Origin of the sequence: Rossellomorea marisflavi (assembly GCF_001274775.1) — a bacterium.
GTDB lineage: Bacteria > Bacillota > Bacilli > Bacillales > Bacillaceae_B > Rossellomorea > Rossellomorea marisflavi.
The window spans coordinates 631,190-646,913 of sequence record NZ_LGUE01000001.1; the positions used below are offsets into that span (position 1 = coordinate 631,190).

Genomic DNA, 15,724 nt, shown 5'->3' on the forward strand with positions numbered 1-15,724 from the left:
AGCGATAGATAGAAAGGGTGAACAATATGACAAAGCCAGTAGTAGCCATCGTCGGACGTCCGAATGTCGGGAAATCGACGATCTTCAACCGCATCGTCGGTGAACGGATCTCAATCGTCGAAGACGTACCTGGTGTGACGAGGGACCGGATCTATAGTTCTGCAGAGTGGCTGACTCATGAATTCAATATGATCGATACGGGCGGGATCGAGATCGGGGACGAGCCTTTTTTAGATCAAATCAGGCAGCAGGCTGAAATCGCCATTGATGAAGCCGATGTCATCATCTTCCTGGCAAATGGAAGAGAAGGAGTGACAGCTGCAGACGAAGTGGTGGCAAAGATCCTTTACCGGTCGAGTAAACCGGTCGTTCTTGGGGTAAATAAGGTAGATAACCCAGAAATGAGGGAATTGGTCTATGATTTTTATTCCCTTGGGTTCGGGGAGCCTTATCCGATTTCAGGATCGCATGGTCTGGGCCTGGGTGATCTTCTGGATGATGTGGTGAAGCATTTCAAGCAGGAAGAGGAAGAGGATTATGATGATGAAGTGATCAAGTTCTCATTGATCGGCCGTCCGAACGTCGGTAAATCATCCCTTGTGAACGCCCTTCTTGGAGAAGACCGGGTCATTGTGAGCAATATGGCCGGAACGACCAGGGATGCAGTCGATTCCTCTTATTCCTACGATGGTCAGGACTATGTCATCATCGATACTGCGGGTATGAGGAAAAAAGGGAAGGTCTATGAAACGACGGAGAAATACAGCGTCCTTCGTGCCTTGAGAGCGATTGAACGATCTGATGTCGTCCTGGTCGTCATCGATGGCGACGAAGGCATCATCGAACAGGATAAGAAGATCGCGGGCTATGCCCATGATGCCGGCCGTGCCGTCATCATTGTCGTCAATAAATGGGATGCGGTTGAGAAAGATGAAAAGACCATGAACAAGTGGGAGAAGAACATCAGGGATCACTTCCAGTTCCTTGACTACGCACCAATCGTTTTCTTATCGGCCCTTACCAAGAAGCGTATCCATACGCTTCTGCCGATGATCAACGTAGCCAGCGAAAACCACTCCATGCGCGTTCAATCCAGCGTGCTCAATGAAGTGGTCATGGATGCTGTCGCGATGAATCCGACCCCTACTGACAATGGGAAGCGTCTGAGGATCTACTATGCGACACAGGTGGCCGTCAAGCCTCCTACATTCGTTGTATTCGTCAATGATCCTGAATTGATGCATTTCTCTTACGAACGTTTCCTGGAAAACCGGATCAGGGATGCATTTGGATTTGAAGGAACTCCTATTCGTATCATTGCAAGAGCAAGAAAATAATGAGGCAGGTGTAGGCAGTGAAACATTCTAAAGAAGTTGCCGTGATCGGCGCGGGGAGCTGGGGTTCTGCCCTGGCCATGGTCCTCGCCGATAACGACGTACCGGTCCGCCTATGGGGACATAAACAAGAACAGATCGACGAAATCAATCGTCATCATACGAACGGGAAATATCTGAAAGATATTAAACTACCTGAAACGATCCGCGGCTATCACGATTTGGCAGAAGCCCTTCAAGGGGTGGACACGATCATCCTTGCGGTCCCTACAAAAGCGATCCGCGGGGTGCTCGGACGGATTCAGGAGGAGCAGGCTGGCCCGTTGACGGTTGTTCATGTGAGTAAAGGGATCGAACCCGATTCACTCATGACGATCTCTGAAATCATCGAAGAAGAAATGGATGAAGTGAACAGGGAGGCGATCGTTGTCCTTTCAGGACCGAGTCATGCCGAAGAAGTAAGCTTGCGCCATCCGACGACGGTCACGGTCTCCTCGAAGAATATGAAGGCTGCAGAAGAAGTGCAAGATCTTTTCATGAACAAGAACTTCAGGGTATATACAAATCCTGATCTTCTTGGTGTTGAAATCGGCGGGGCCCTGAAAAACATCATCGCCCTTGCTGCCGGGATCACGGACGGCCTTGGTTACGGTGATAATGCGAAAGCAGCGCTCATTACGAGGGGGCTCGCAGAAATCGCACGACTGGGTACGAAAATGGGTGCCAATCCCCTGACGTTCTCTGGCCTTACGGGTATCGGAGATCTGATCGTCACGTGTACAAGCGTCCACTCCAGGAACTGGAGAGCCGGAAATCTTCTCGGTCAAGGCAAGAATCTCGATGAAGTCCTGGAAAACATGGGGATGGTGGTGGAAGGCGTCCGTACGACGAAGGCTGCCCATCAGCTAGCCGAAAAGTATGACGTGAAGATGCCGATCACGAATGTTCTTTATGATGTCCTATTCAATGAGGTAAAGGCGAAGGAAGCGGTCGACCATCTCATGGCAAGGGTCAAGACGAACGAGATGGAAGATCTCGTCAATATCCTCGGAGAACGTCTGACGGATTAAAAAAACAGCCATCCATGGGCATTTAGAGGATACGCAACCAACAAATGTGCATACACTGTCTTGAATATATACAGCTTTGCTTATGGATGGGTAGGTCTCAAGCTGTTCAGCCGGTAATGATGGGGGGTTCCCTGGATATTATCGGCTGTTTTTTTTTGCGACATGTTGGAAATGAATGAGCTGCATCACATAATGATGGAAACTTTGTTTCAGATTCAGATTTTTTGTTTTTTTCGGAAATTCTTATGTTATAATACAATTCGATAAATGGGAGGGGATACATCATGACATCAATGATGAAGATGTGGATTTCATTCGCATCGATGGGATTTATGTTTTTTGCAATCATGACCATTTACTTCAGCCGTTATAAAATCAAGCAAAAGATATTGAAATTCGTCACTGCCTTTGCGGCCTATATCATGATGATAGCCGGAGGGCTCACAATGCTCTATATCGTATTGAGCGGACCGTCAAATTAAAGCGCTTCAATCCTGTCCATAGGTGCCGTGTAAAAACGGCGGGTTGAACAGCTCCACTGTGAAAGGACGATTATGATTGAATAAGAACGGAGTACTAGCCTTGCTTCTGGTCATCACCATGAGCCTCCTATCGGGATGCTTGTATCCGGAAGAAAATAAAAGCCAGAACAAAATTCCTTATGATGCCCAGGTAAAATCGGTTCAAGAAGCCGTCGATACATATCAGAAAGACACGGGCGGGCTTCTTCCGATCAAAACAAAGGAAGAAGACACCCCCATCTATCAGAAATATCCCCTGGATTTCAAAAAGCTCGTTCCTCAGTATCTCAATGAAGTACCGGGTAATGCATTTGAGAGCGGTGGAATATTCCAATATGTCATCATCGATGCAGAAGAGGATCCCGAAGTGAAGATCTTTGATCTCCGGATGGCTGAAAGGATCAGGGAAGTGAATATCCGTATCCAGGCTCAGGATTATCCTCCTTTTGAAAAGCAGGTGGCGGAAAATGTATACAAGCTCAACTATAAAGAACTTGGATATGATGATGAAGTATATGTACAAAGTCCATACACGAATCATAATCTCCCTCTTGTCATCAACGGAGACGGAGAGATCTTCGTAGACTACTCGATGGATCTGTACGATAAGGTGAAAGATCGAAACGATGTGAAGGAAGGGGAGGACATCCGCAGGCTATTGACCGACGATTCTCTATTCGTCCCTGCCTACTCACTCCCATATACGATTGATGATAAGAATGAACCGGTCTTCATGACAAAATAGGCATAACCCTTCTTCTGCAAAATATAGTGTAGGAGAAGGGTTTTTTATTATGACATTTTTTATTCCCTTCTCTGTATGAAGGATCATAAATGCCAAGACATAATAAATTTCTGAAATCATTCATAAGGGGGTAAAAGGTGCATATTAATAGTCTTAAGACATTAGGACAACATCAAACCTACTGTGAGAGACAGCATAAGCGGATGAATTCGATCCTTGGAATAGAAGATAGGAGGGAGTCTCTTGGAAAGAGTCGATCTATTTAAAGACATTGCCGAAAGAACGGGTGGGGATATTTACCTGGGGGTTGTAGGGGCTGTGAGGACCGGGAAGTCGACGTTCATTAAGAAATTCATGGAACTGGTGGTCCTACCCAATATTGCAAGTGAATCCGAGCGGGCCAGGGCACAGGATGAACTGCCTCAGAGCGCTGCCGGAAGGACCATCATGACGACAGAGCCGAAATTTGTACCGAATCAGGCCATTTCCGTGCATGTGGACGAGGGCCTTGAAGTGAATATAAGATTGGTAGACTGTGTGGGGTATACCGTGCCTGGTGCCAAGGGATATGAAGATGAGAATGGCCCGAGGATGATCAACACGCCGTGGTATGAAGAGCCGATCCCGTTCCATGAAGCGGCTGAGATCGGGACACGTAAAGTCATCCAGGAGCATTCCACGATCGGTGTGGTCGTCACGACCGACGGATCCATCGGAGAAATCGGCCGCGGAGATTACATCGAAGCGGAAGAGAGAGTGATTGAAGAACTGAAGGAAGTCGGTAAGCCGTTCATCATGGTCATCAACTCGGCAAGGCCTCATGCGCCGGAAACCGAAGACCTGCGACTGAAGCTTCAGGATAAATACGATATCCCGGTGCTTGCCATGAGCGTCGAAAGCATGAGGGATTCGGATGTCATGAACGTCCTGAGGGAAGCGCTGTTCGAATTCCCGGTCTTGGAAGTGAACGTCAATCTACCGAGCTGGGTCATGGTGCTGAAAGAAGAGCATTGGTTGAGACAGAACTATCAGGAGGCCGTCAAGGAGACGGTGAAAGATATCAAGCGCCTGAGGGATGTGGACCGGGTCGTCCACCATTTCAGCGAAATCGAGCATATCGAGAGGGCCGGATTGGCCGGTATCGACATGGGGCAGGGGATAGCCGAAATCGACCTGTATGCACCGGATGAGCTCTACGATGAGGTGCTGAAGGAAATCGTCGGCGTCGAGATCAGGGGGAAAGATCATCTCCTTGAGCTCATGCAGGATTTCGCCCATGCAAAAGCCGAATATGACCAAATATCAGATGCGTTGCGGATGGTGAAACAGACGGGATATGGCATTGCAGCTCCTTCCTTGTCCGACATGAGCCTCGATGAGCCGGAAATCATCAGGCAGGGTTCACGTTTCGGCGTCAGCCTGAAAGCCGTCGCCCCGTCGATCCATATGATCAAGGTCGATGTACAATCCAAGTTCGAACCGATCATCGGGACGGAGAAGCAGAGCGAAGAACTCGTACGCTACCTCATGCAGGACTTCGAAGACGATCCACTATCAATCTGGAATTCAGATATCTTCGGACGTTCCCTGAGCTCGATCGTAAGGGAAGGCATCCAGGCAAAGCTATCCCTCATGCCTGAAAATGCCCGCTACAAACTCAAGGACACCTTGGAACGGATCATCAATGAAGGGTCAGGCGGTCTGATCGCCATCATCCTCTAACCGGAACCTCCCGACAGGAGCAAACGTCGGGAGGTTTTTTTATGTGAAATTCCTGACGTGCATCATGGATTATTCCGGCTTTGTATCGGTGATGTCCATACGGTAAAGCCTTATCAAATGTCCATACTGAGCGGACAGGTCGTTTCGCCGGGGCATGCAAGAAGGTGATCTCTAAAAGAGGTGTACCAGCCTATGAGATGAGTGGTGCCCGGCTGGAAGCATGAATGTGCTCAGGGATGGGTGTACCCGGATCTCCCCTGCAGTCGGAACTGGAGAGGTGTGAGGAATTCTTAGAGTACTATGAAAAATGCGAAACCGGTCGAATGATCCTGTCCCAGTGAGTGACCGTCCATGAAGGACCCTGTGGCTCGAACACCCGGCTGGCGATGAGGGGACAGGGTGGAGGCGAGAATCTGATATCTGTATTATTTTGATCAGGGATGAAACAATTTTTCTCGTTATCCTCTGAGAAGGCAGGCGTCAGAAGGTTTAATAATAAGTGCCGAAGGGTAGAGTGACCAAGGGTGGAATGATGGATAAACCTTGTATTTAAAGCCAAAAAGAGGGGTTTCTATTACATTTGTGTATCAAATAAGAAAAGATTCCCATTATTTCTGGTTTTATTCTTGCTAAGGCCAATCTATTATGATAATCTACTAACAGAATTGTTGTTGAATATTGATTCATCAACGTTTTCAAGCGATTTTTTACTGTTCATGTATAGAATTCGCTAAACTTGTTTACTAATGATAGTAAAAGTAAATGAACCAAAACTGAGGCATTTCCTTGGGAGGAGGTGAATGGCATGAACAAGACAGAACTAATCAATGCTGTTGCAGAAGCTGCTGAACTTTCTAAGAAGGACGCAACAAAAGCAGTCGACGCTGTTTTTGATACAATCCAGGAATCACTGGCAAATGGTGATAAAGTACAGTTGATCGGATTCGGTAACTTCGAGGTACGCGAGCGTGCTGCCCGTAAAGGCCGCAACCCACAAACTGGTGAAGAAATCGAGATCTCAGCAAGCAAAGTACCTGCTTTCAAACCAGGTAAAGCGCTTAAAGAAGCTGTAAAATAATTACATACTTTGAGCGTAAAGACCGCACATTGTGCGGTCTTTTTTTTATCGAATGGCATCACGCGGCGCGTTCACAAAGCACTCTGCTTTGATGGGGGTGATGGCTTGTGATACTATATACAATGTTACTATTTCTTTAAGTTACTTTAGGAGGAAACGACGATGGCTGAAGTGAATTACCGCCAGATAGAAGACGCTGTCCGATTAATTCTGGAAGCGATAGGAGATAATCCTAATAGAGAAGGTTTGCTTGATACACCTAAAAGGGTAGCCAAAATGTATGCCGAAGTATTTTCGGGAATGCATCAGGATCCGAAGGAATATTTTGAAACGATCTTCGGTGAAGATCATGAAGAGCTTGTACTTGTCAAAGATATTCCGTTCCACTCCATGTGCGAACATCATCTTGTACCATTCTTCGGGAAGGCTCATGTAGCTTATATTCCCCGTAATGGCAGGGTGACTGGGCTTAGTAAACTTGCACGTGCGGTAGAGACGGTTGCAAAACGTCCTCAGCTTCAAGAGAGGATCACATCGACCGTTGCAGATACCATCATGGAGACGCTTGACCCTCACGGTGTCATGGTCGTGGTTGAAGCTGAACATATGTGCATGACAATGCGTGGTGTGAAGAAGCCGGGGGCAAGTACCGTTACAACGGCTGTGCGCGGAAGCTACAAGGAAGACGCACAAGCGAGGAACGAAGTGCTTTCGTTCATCAAGGACTAATACTCGGGAGTGAACGTGGATGAACAGCAACGACTACATTGTAATCAAAGCGATTGAAGATGGAGTGAATGTCATCGGTCTGACCCGGGGAACGGATACTCGTTTCCACCATTCTGAGAAGCTTGATAAAGGGGAAGTGATGATCGCTCAATTCACCGATCACACATCTGCCATCAAGATTCGTGGCAAGGCGTCCATCCAGACGGCCTATGGCGAAATGGAAAGCGACAGCCGGAAATAAGGTCGACCGTGAATAGGGTGCACAATCCGCGGGACGAGGAAGAAGGTACTGCCTTCGCCATCGTCCCCTTCACTATAAACCTCGCGGCGGTTTACCCAATTGGACATGAATTTATGATATAATACATAGTGCTGAAAATTATAGATCGATACATAGTAGAAATGGGGATTACCGGGTATGAAATTCATTGATTGCAACCATCAAGCGAATATCATTCATCAATATGTGGAAGAGCAGCTGCACCACTCTTATTTAAAGGAATATATCGATCATCCCTATATTGATCGGGATCGGATCCATTTCCTTTTACTTCCGTTTGCAGAGGCGGATGGGGACATCAGCTTGGAAGAGGTTCAGTGGATTTCTACTGCCATGCTTTTGCAGATTGCCCTTGATACCCATGAAAAAGTCACTAATTCGGAGTTTGATCCGCTGAAAGAAAGGCAGCTCACGGTCCTTGCCGGAGTGTATTTCAGTAGTCTATATTACAAAATCCTCGCTGAAACGGATGAGGTTGATTTGATTGCGATTCTCGCAAAAGCAATCAAGGAAGTCAACGAGAGCAAGATATCCATCTACAAGGGGGATCACGCCGATATCACCGCCCTTATGAAGACCCTGAAGAAGAGGGAGGCCTCTATCATTTCCAATTTCTTCGCATTCATGGACGATTCACGGTGGGAAGAAGTCGTCTCGGATGTGCTTGTATACAAGAGGCTCATCCAGGAGCGAAGCAGTTTGGAAGAGACCGAAACGACTACCTTCCTGCAGGCACTGGCGAAGGTTAGCCTACCGTCGGCCTTGAGGGAGAGTGGGCTCTTGAAAAAGAAAAGTGAAGGTCATAGGCATTTGCTTTCGTCCCTAGACCGGCTCATTGAGGGTGTGAAAGCGGCCGTTCATCGGAATATGGAGGATGGGGGTCTTATTGCTCCCAATCTGAAGAAGATTGTACTTGAACTGCTGCCCTATGCCGAACCACGGGAAATGACGAAATTATATGCGGAAGAAGGGTAACGGAATGCAGCAGTCTAAAGAACAGAGAGTACATGGAGTATTTGAAAAAATATATGGGAATTACGATAAGATGAATTCCGTCATCAGCTTTCAACAGCATAAAAAGTGGCGCAAGGAAACAATGAAGCATATGTCGGTGGAACCGGGAAGCAAGGCACTGGATGTATGTTGCGGCACGGCGGACTGGACATTGGCCATCGCTGAAGAAGTCGGGGAGACGGGAGAGGTAAAAGGACTCGATTTCAGTCAGAACATGCTTTCAATCGGGGAAGAGAAAGTACGGGACTCACGCTTTGACAATATCGAGCTGATTCATGGGAATGCCATGGAACTGCCTTTTGAAGACGATACATTCGACTATGTGACCATCGGCTTCGGTCTTAGGAACGTACCCGATTATCTTCATGTCCTCAAAGAAATGAATCGCGTACTGAAGCCTGGAGGAATGGCGGTTTGCCTTGAAACATCCCAGCCTACGATGCCGGTCTTCAAACAGATGTATTATGGCTACTTCCGGTTCATCATGCCGATCTTCGGAAAGCTGTTTGCCAAGAGCTTCAATGAATATTCATGGCTGCAGGAATCGGCCAGGGATTTCCCGGGCATGAAAGAGCTCGCAACGATGTTCCGGGAAGCAGGCTTCAAGGATGTTCACGTGAAGCCATTCAGCGGCGGTGTGGCAGCGATGCATTCCGGGAAAAAGTGAACGTACGATATTTTGGGTAAATGGGTGGAGAAACTATGAAGTTAAATAGATTGTATTCGTTTCTCAAAGCGGATATCGAGGAAATAGAAAAAGAGCTGGAAGTAGCGATCCAATCGGATTCTTCCCTTTTACAAGAAGCTTCCCTTCACCTTCTTCAGGCCGGGGGTAAACGGATACGACCTGTATTTGTCCTGCTGTCTGCCAAGTATGGCGATTATGATATCAATGTGGTCAAACATGCGGCTGTATCCCTCGAGCTCATGCATATGGCCTCCCTTGTCCATGATGACGTCATTGATGATGCGGAACTCAGAAGGGGGAAACCGACCATCAAGGCGCAATGGGACAATCGGGTTGCCATGTATACAGGCGATTATATTTTCGCTCGTGCCCTGGAGTACATGACCCACATCAGGGTGCCGGAAGCCCACAGGATCCTGTCCCATACTCTAGTGGAGCTATGCAAAGGAGAAATTGCACAGATTCAGGATAAGTATCGATATGACCAGCATCTCAGGGATTATCTCCTCCGGATCAAACGGAAGACGGCACTCCTTATCGCGGTCAGTTGCCAGCTGGGCGCCATCTCTTCTGGAGCACCGGAAGAAGTACATAAAAGACTGTTCAACTTCGGATACAACGTCGGGATGAGCTATCAGATCATCGATGATATCCTTGATCTTACTTCAACGGAGAAGGAGCTCGGAAAACCTGCGGGAAGCGACCTTTGGCAAGGGAATATCACTCTTCCGGTCCTTTACGCCATGGATGTTCCAGAAGTGAAAGGAAAGATCATACGCGTAAGGGAAGAAAGTTCACCGGAAGAAATCCAATCAGTCATCGAAGCCATACGTGGTACGGATGCCATCGAACGATCCTATGCCTTGAGCAAAAGGTATCTCGACAGGGCACTTGAAGACTTGGATCACTTGCCTGCAAACAAGGTGAAGCGTACGTTGAAAAACATTGCAAATTATATTGGAAAAAGAAAATATTGAGAAATATTGTGAAAATTTAAAATGGAAACGTTGCCAAACATGCGAAACTCTGTTACTATTTTTTTGTAATGTCCTAAGACATACTATACATACATAATAGGAGTGGGGAGCATGGAAAAAACGTTTTTAATGGTCAAACCGGACGGAGTGCAACGCGGACTAATCGGTGATATTGTCGCACGTTTCGAAAAAAAGGGGTTTCAGCTTGCAGGAGCCAAGTTGATGAACGTATCAGAAGAGCTCGCAAAGGAGCACTATGGCGAGCATAAAGAAAGACCTTTCTTCGGGGAATTAGTCGATTTCATCACTTCCGGACCGGTTTTTGCCATGGTTTGGCAAGGGGAGAATGTCATCACCACCGCTCGTGGAATGATGGGTGCCACAAACCCTAAAGACGCGAATCTAGGTACGATCCGCGGGGACTTCGGGCTGACGGTCGGTAAAAATATCATTCACGGTTCTGACTCATCTGAAAGCGCTGTCAGGGAAATCGGATTGTTCTTCAAAGAGGAAGAGCTCCTTGAATACTCAAAATTGATGAACGAGTGGGTCTACTGATCCATCCCGACAAACCGTCGTAACGGTTTGTCTTTTTTTCGACTTCAGGATAAGTAGGGATTGCCGCCCCCTGAGGTGGAACGGAAAGTCGATTACTCTCCATGGTCATAAAGTTTTCCTGTTTCCCATAAACTTTTATGCATTCCGTTCGATATACTAGGTGTAGCAAAATCCGAAAGAAGAAAGTGTGAACCAGTTGTCCAATGAATATATGGAGTTCATTCAATCAGTCAAGCGTAAAACCAATATCGACCTTTCTCTCTACAAAGAAGCACAAATGAAACGACGTCTGACAGCTTTGTATGAAAAGAAAGGGTGCCGTGGGTTCAAGGAGTATTTCAACCTGATCCAAAACGACAGGGAGCAGATGGAAGAATTCCTGGATCGCATGACCATCAACGTATCGGAGTTTTTCAGGAACCAAAAGCGCTGGGAGGTCCTTGAAGAGTCTGTTTTACCGAGGTTGATGAAAGGAACAAAATTGAAGGTGTGGAGCGCTGCCTGTTCGACGGGTGAAGAACCGTATACGATTGCCATGATCCTATTGAAGCATTTGAAACCCGAGCAATTCACCATCATTGCGACAGATCTTGATAAAAATGCCCTTCAACGGGCAAGGACGGCCGTATATCCAGAGCGCTCTCTTCAGGAAATACCCGAGTCGCTGAAGCAAAAATACTTTGTGAAAGATGGGACGAGGTATATGCTGGACCGTCGCATTGTCGATTCTGTCACCTTCAAGCAACAGAATCTACTGGCGGATCCCTTTGACACACATGTGGATTTGATCATTTGCAGGAATGTTCTCATTTATTTTACAGAGGAAGCGAAAACGTCCCTCTACAGGAAATTCAATGAGGCTTTAAGCCCTGGAGGATTTTTATTCGTGGGGAGCACAGAACAGATCTTTACTCCTTCACAATATGGTTTTCAATCGGAGGAGACCTTCTTTTACAGAAAGTCCAATGTAACGGGATGACTCCTGCAAGGGGTCATCCTGTTTTTTTAACAATGATCATGCAAGTGCTTACGCATCCGTCCACAGTACTCCCTTACCCTGATCCTGGGCGGGTTGATGCGCTCTGCTAAAGCACTGAAAGGGTTGGGAACTTTACAGGAAATCTGGTTTTTTTACGTATAAGTACTAGGAATTCCGAGGACAGTTATGTTATATTGATACATAATTCTTTAACGAGTTGAAGGGGGAAAGTGTTATGAGATATTTAACATCAGGAGAATCCCATGGTCCGCAATTAACGACCATTATCGAAGGACTTCCAGCAGGAATGCCATTATTGGCTGAAGATATAAATGAAGATCTTGCGCGCCGTCAAAAAGGTCATGGCCGTGGCAGGCGGATGCAGATTGAAAAAGACCAGGCTCAGATCGTCGGAGGTGTCCGTCATGGGCAGACGCTCGGCTCTCCCGTAGGACTGGTAGTAGAAAACAAGGACTGGACCCATTGGACAAAGATCATGGGAATCGAGCCTTTTGAAGAATCCGATGAAGTAAAACGTCAAATATCCAGGCCCCGTCCCGGGCATGCCGATCTTGTAGGCGGTATGAAATACGGACACAGAGACCTGAGGAACGTGCTTGAGCGTTCATCGGCACGTGAAACGACGGTACGTGTAGCGGCTGGGAGTGTAGCGAAGAAGCTATTGAAGCTCCTCGGCATCGAAGTCGTTGGCCACGTACTTGAAATCGGTGGCATCAAGTCCGAAAACGGAGCGTATGAGTCCATCGATCACCTAAGGACGGTAACGGAGGAATCTCCGGTCCGTTGTCTCGATGAAGAAGCAGGACAGAAAATGATGGATCTCATCGATGAAGCGAAGAAAAATGGAGATTCCATCGGCGGCGTCGTGGAAGTCGTTGTCGAAGGCATGCCGGCAGGTGTCGGAAGCTATGTGCATTACGACCGTAAGCTGGATGCGAAGATTGCTAGGGCAGTCATGAGCATCAATGCCTTTAAAGGCGTGGAATTCGGACTTGGTTTCGAAATGGCGAGAAAACCCGGAAGTGAAGTGCACGATGAAATCATCTGGGATGAACAGAATGGATATACGAGAAGGACCAATCGCCTCGGTGGATTCGAAGGTGGTATGTCAACGGGCATGCCGATCAGCGTCAAAGGTGTCATGAAGCCGATCCCTACCCTTTACAAGCCCCTCGAAAGTGTCGATATTGAAACGAAAGAACCGTTCAGGGCAAGCATCGAACGCTCTGACAGCTGTGCAGTCCCTGCAGCAAGCGTCGTAGCAGAAGCCGTGGTGGCCTGGGAGCTTGCTTCGGCGATTGTGGAGCAATTCCATAGTGACCGCTTCGACCAGCTATTGGACAATGTGGAAAGACAGCGACGGGCATCAAGGGAGTTTTAATCATGAAAAAGGTAGCGATCGAGACAGCTTCCAAAACGTATGACGTCATCATCGGGAATCATTTGACGGAATCCATTTCATCCTTTCTTATAGAAAAGGGGTATAGAGACCGTAAAATCTGGATCATTGCAGATGAAGCCGTCTACCATCTTCATGGCATGGTTCTCGTGGAGAATCTTGAGAAGACCTTCGATGTAACAGTCCACCTCGCACCGAGCGGAGAGCGTGCGAAGACGCTTGAGGAGTTCGAACGGGCCATGACACATGGCCTTACGAATGGAGTCGACCGGAGTTCAGTCGTCATCGCTCTTGGCGGCGGTGCCATCGGGGATATGGGTGGATTCGTGGCCTCTACGTTCATGAGGGGGATCCCCTTCATCGGTGTACCGACTACCATCCTTGCACACGATAGTTCAGTCGGTGGGAAGGTGGCGATCAACCATCCTCTTGGTAAGAATATGATCGGGCAGTTCCATCAGCCTGAGGCGGTCTTTTTTGATCTTGATCATCTTAAATCCCTGCCTGAGCGGGAAGTACTTTCCGGATTCGGGGAAGTCATCAAGCATGCATTCCTATCCGGTGAAGATTTCCTTCAGGACATCAAGAATTCGTTCCGGGGACCTGGATCCCTGAATGATGCCTTTCTCGAAGAGTGCCTTGAACGGGGAATAAAAGTAAAGGCTGATATCGTCGCCAGGGATGAACGGGAATCAAGTGTGCGCGCCTACCTGAACTTTGGTCATACGTACGGTCATGCCGTCGAGAGCGCAAGTGGATACGGGAATCGTACCCACGGGGAATGCGTGGTGGTCGGAATGATTTATGCCCTTTATCTCAGCAGGAAAATGTCAGGGATGACCTTTGACGTCGAAGGGTTTGCCCATTGGGCAGCTTCTCTCGGATATGATCTGACCATCCCGGAAGAGCTGTCGTTTGCAGACCTTTATGCCCTTATGACACGGGATAAAAAAGCGAAGAACGGGGAACCTCAATTCGTTCTCCTCCGAAACATCGGAGAACCCTACCTTACCCGGGTATCAAAGGAAGACCTGGAAGAAGCGGACACATTCATCCGCACAATCAATAGATAGAAAGAAGGAGATGATGGAATGATCCGTGGAATCAGGGGAGCAACCACTGCGGCATCTAACAAGGAACAGGAAGTCCTCCTATCAACCAAGCAATTACTGGACGAAATGATCCTACATAATCGTATCATGCCTGAAAGGATCGCTTCTGTGTTCATTTCAGGAACCAATGACATTGGAAGCGTCTTTCCTGCAAAAGCACTTCGGCAGCTGGAGGGCTGGACGTATGTACCCGTCATGTGCATGCAGGAGCTGGATGTGGAAGGCGGGCTGCCGCTATGCATACGTGTGATGATCCACTACAACACGGATGAGCCGCAGGAAGAAATCCAGCATATTTATAAGAACGAAGCCATCCGATTACGGCCGGATCTCGGAACGAAAGGAAGTTAATCATGAAGTGGAAAACGCAAATTCATAACCTGAAATCATATCAACCTGGGAAAACGATGGACGACGTCAAAGAACAGTTCAACTTGGATAAAGTCGTCAAGCTTGCCTCGAATGAAAATCCATTCGGTTGCTCTCCGGCAGTGAAGGAATATCTCGCTGATCATGCTTTGTCCCATGCGATTTACCCCGATGGATACGCCAAAGAACTTCGTGAGGGAACCGCCCGTTTCCTTGGAGTCGAACCGGGTCAGCTTTTATTCGGGAACGGCTCTGATGAGGTGATCGAAATAATCGCCAGGGCTTTGCTGAGCAGTGAGACGAACACGGTGATGGCGGTGCCGACCTTCCCACAATACAAGCACAATGCACTCGTCGAGGGAGCAGAAATCCGCGAGATTCCATTGAAGGGGGATGGCACCCACGATCTGGATGCTATGCTTTCCGCCATAGATGCAGACACATCTGTTGTGTGGCTGTGTTCGCCGAATAATCCTACAGGAGAGTATATCCGTAAAAGTGAGCTTGTCGCATTCCTTGATGCGGTACCTCAGCACGTGCTGGTGGTACTGGATGAAGCGTATTATGAATATGTTGTGGCCGGTGACTATTACCAATCGATCGATCTTCTTCCGCATTACCCACAGCTGTTGATCACACGGACGTTCTCCAAGGCATACGGCCTCGCCGGATTCCGTGTCGGGTACGGTGTGGCGAGTACTGAGGTCATCGGCAAGCTTGAACCGATCAGGGAACCCTTCAATAATAATGCCCTCGGTCAGGGTGCTGCCCTCGCGGCACTTGCGGATCAGGCGTTCATTGAAAAATGCAAGGAGGAAAACCGCAGGGGCCTCCAGCAATATTATGATTTCTGCGAAGAAAAGGGCCTGAAGTATTTTCCGTCCCAGGCTAATTTCATCCTGATCGATTTCGGCGTGAGCGGGGATGAAGTTTTCCAGTTCCTCATGAGCAAGGGCTACATCGTACGATCTGGGGAGGCTCTCGGGATCCCGAATACTGTGAGGGTGACAGTCGGTTCTGCTGAACAGAACGATGAAGTGATCTCCAGGATGAAAGAATTCCTCGGGGCAAGATTGACACAATGAATAGTGACCAGTCGGAAAGAATATTCTTTCCGACTTTTTTCTA

Annotated in this window: 17 protein-coding genes; all 17 read left to right on the top strand. The window is 47.8% G+C overall.

The window, feature by feature from the left end:
* The first annotated feature begins 26 nt into the window (after window positions 1–26).
* The 17 genes from der to hisC all read left to right on the top strand — a co-directional run bounded on the left by der (window position 27) and on the right by hisC (window position 15,681).
* On the top strand, window positions 27–1,337 hold the full coding sequence (der, locus tag AF331_RS03185; protein WP_053426726.1) for a ribosome biogenesis GTPase Der: 1,311 nt from the start codon (window positions 27–29) through the stop codon (window positions 1,335–1,337).
* A gap of 77 nt (window positions 1,338–1,414) precedes the next feature.
* A complete protein-coding gene (locus AF331_RS03190; protein WP_235576349.1) occupies window positions 1,415–2,404 on the top strand; it encodes an NAD(P)H-dependent glycerol-3-phosphate dehydrogenase in 990 nt (329 codons plus the stop codon).
* Window positions 2,405–2,688: 284 nt separating this feature from the next.
* Window positions 2,689–2,886 (top strand): DUF2768 domain-containing protein, encoded by a 198-nt coding sequence (locus AF331_RS03195; RefSeq protein ID WP_053426728.1) that lies wholly within the window; start codon window positions 2,689–2,691, stop codon window positions 2,884–2,886.
* A 76-nt stretch (window positions 2,887–2,962) separates the two neighbouring features.
* Complete coding sequence (locus tag AF331_RS03200; RefSeq protein ID WP_412177705.1) at window positions 2,963–3,670, top strand: hypothetical protein; 708 nt, start codon at window positions 2,963–2,965, stop codon at window positions 3,668–3,670.
* Between the two features lie 243 nt (window positions 3,671–3,913).
* Window positions 3,914–5,392, top strand: coding sequence for a stage IV sporulation protein A (gene spoIVA, locus AF331_RS03205; RefSeq protein WP_048005889.1), 1,479 nt, complete (start codon window positions 3,914–3,916; stop codon window positions 5,390–5,392).
* A gap of 805 nt (window positions 5,393–6,197) precedes the next feature.
* Window positions 6,198–6,470 carry an HU family DNA-binding protein gene (locus AF331_RS03210; RefSeq protein WP_032087878.1) on the top strand — a complete coding sequence of 91 codons (273 nt, stop codon included), beginning with the start codon at window positions 6,198–6,200 and terminating at the stop codon, window positions 6,468–6,470.
* A gap of 162 nt (window positions 6,471–6,632) precedes the next feature.
* Window positions 6,633–7,199: a GTP cyclohydrolase I FolE gene (gene folE, locus AF331_RS03215; RefSeq protein ID WP_053426729.1), complete on the top strand. Its 567-nt coding sequence runs from the start codon at window positions 6,633–6,635 to the stop codon at window positions 7,197–7,199.
* A 19-nt stretch (window positions 7,200–7,218) separates the two neighbouring features.
* The gene (gene mtrB, locus AF331_RS03220) at window positions 7,219–7,440 is read left to right on the top strand and encodes a trp RNA-binding attenuation protein MtrB (RefSeq protein WP_048005887.1); all 222 of its coding nucleotides are present in this window, start codon (window positions 7,219–7,221) and stop codon (window positions 7,438–7,440) included.
* Window positions 7,441–7,617: 177 nt separating this feature from the next.
* Window positions 7,618–8,454 carry a heptaprenyl diphosphate synthase component 1 gene (locus AF331_RS03225; protein ID WP_053426730.1) on the top strand — a complete coding sequence of 279 codons (837 nt, stop codon included), beginning with the start codon at window positions 7,618–7,620 and terminating at the stop codon, window positions 8,452–8,454.
* Window positions 8,455–8,458: 4 nt separating this feature from the next.
* Window positions 8,459–9,160 carry a demethylmenaquinone methyltransferase gene (locus AF331_RS03230; protein ID WP_053426731.1) on the top strand — a complete coding sequence of 234 codons (702 nt, stop codon included), beginning with the start codon at window positions 8,459–8,461 and terminating at the stop codon, window positions 9,158–9,160.
* A 35-nt stretch (window positions 9,161–9,195) separates the two neighbouring features.
* Window positions 9,196–10,158 carry a heptaprenyl diphosphate synthase component II gene (gene hepT / locus AF331_RS03235; protein WP_053426732.1) on the top strand — a complete coding sequence of 321 codons (963 nt, stop codon included), beginning with the start codon at window positions 9,196–9,198 and terminating at the stop codon, window positions 10,156–10,158.
* A gap of 111 nt (window positions 10,159–10,269) precedes the next feature.
* Window positions 10,270–10,716: a nucleoside-diphosphate kinase gene (ndk, locus tag AF331_RS03240; protein WP_053426733.1), complete on the top strand. Its 447-nt coding sequence runs from the start codon at window positions 10,270–10,272 to the stop codon at window positions 10,714–10,716.
* A gap of 211 nt (window positions 10,717–10,927) precedes the next feature.
* A complete protein-coding gene (locus AF331_RS03245) occupies window positions 10,928–11,695 on the top strand; it encodes a CheR family methyltransferase (RefSeq protein ID WP_053427762.1) in 768 nt (255 codons plus the stop codon).
* Between the two features lie 235 nt (window positions 11,696–11,930).
* On the top strand, window positions 11,931–13,097 hold the full coding sequence (aroC, locus tag AF331_RS03250) for a chorismate synthase (RefSeq protein WP_053426734.1): 1,167 nt from the start codon (window positions 11,931–11,933) through the stop codon (window positions 13,095–13,097).
* Between the two features lie 2 nt (window positions 13,098–13,099).
* The gene (gene aroB, locus AF331_RS03255) at window positions 13,100–14,188 is read left to right on the top strand and encodes a 3-dehydroquinate synthase (protein ID WP_053426735.1); all 1,089 of its coding nucleotides are present in this window, start codon (window positions 13,100–13,102) and stop codon (window positions 14,186–14,188) included.
* Window positions 14,189–14,206: 18 nt separating this feature from the next.
* A complete protein-coding gene (gene aroH / locus AF331_RS03260) occupies window positions 14,207–14,578 on the top strand; it encodes a chorismate mutase (protein ID WP_053426736.1) in 372 nt (123 codons plus the stop codon).
* 2 nt (window positions 14,579–14,580) lie between these two features.
* Window positions 14,581–15,681: a histidinol-phosphate transaminase gene (gene hisC, locus AF331_RS03265; protein ID WP_053426737.1), complete on the top strand. Its 1,101-nt coding sequence runs from the start codon at window positions 14,581–14,583 to the stop codon at window positions 15,679–15,681.
* The last annotated feature ends 43 nt before the right edge of the window (window positions 15,682–15,724 follow it).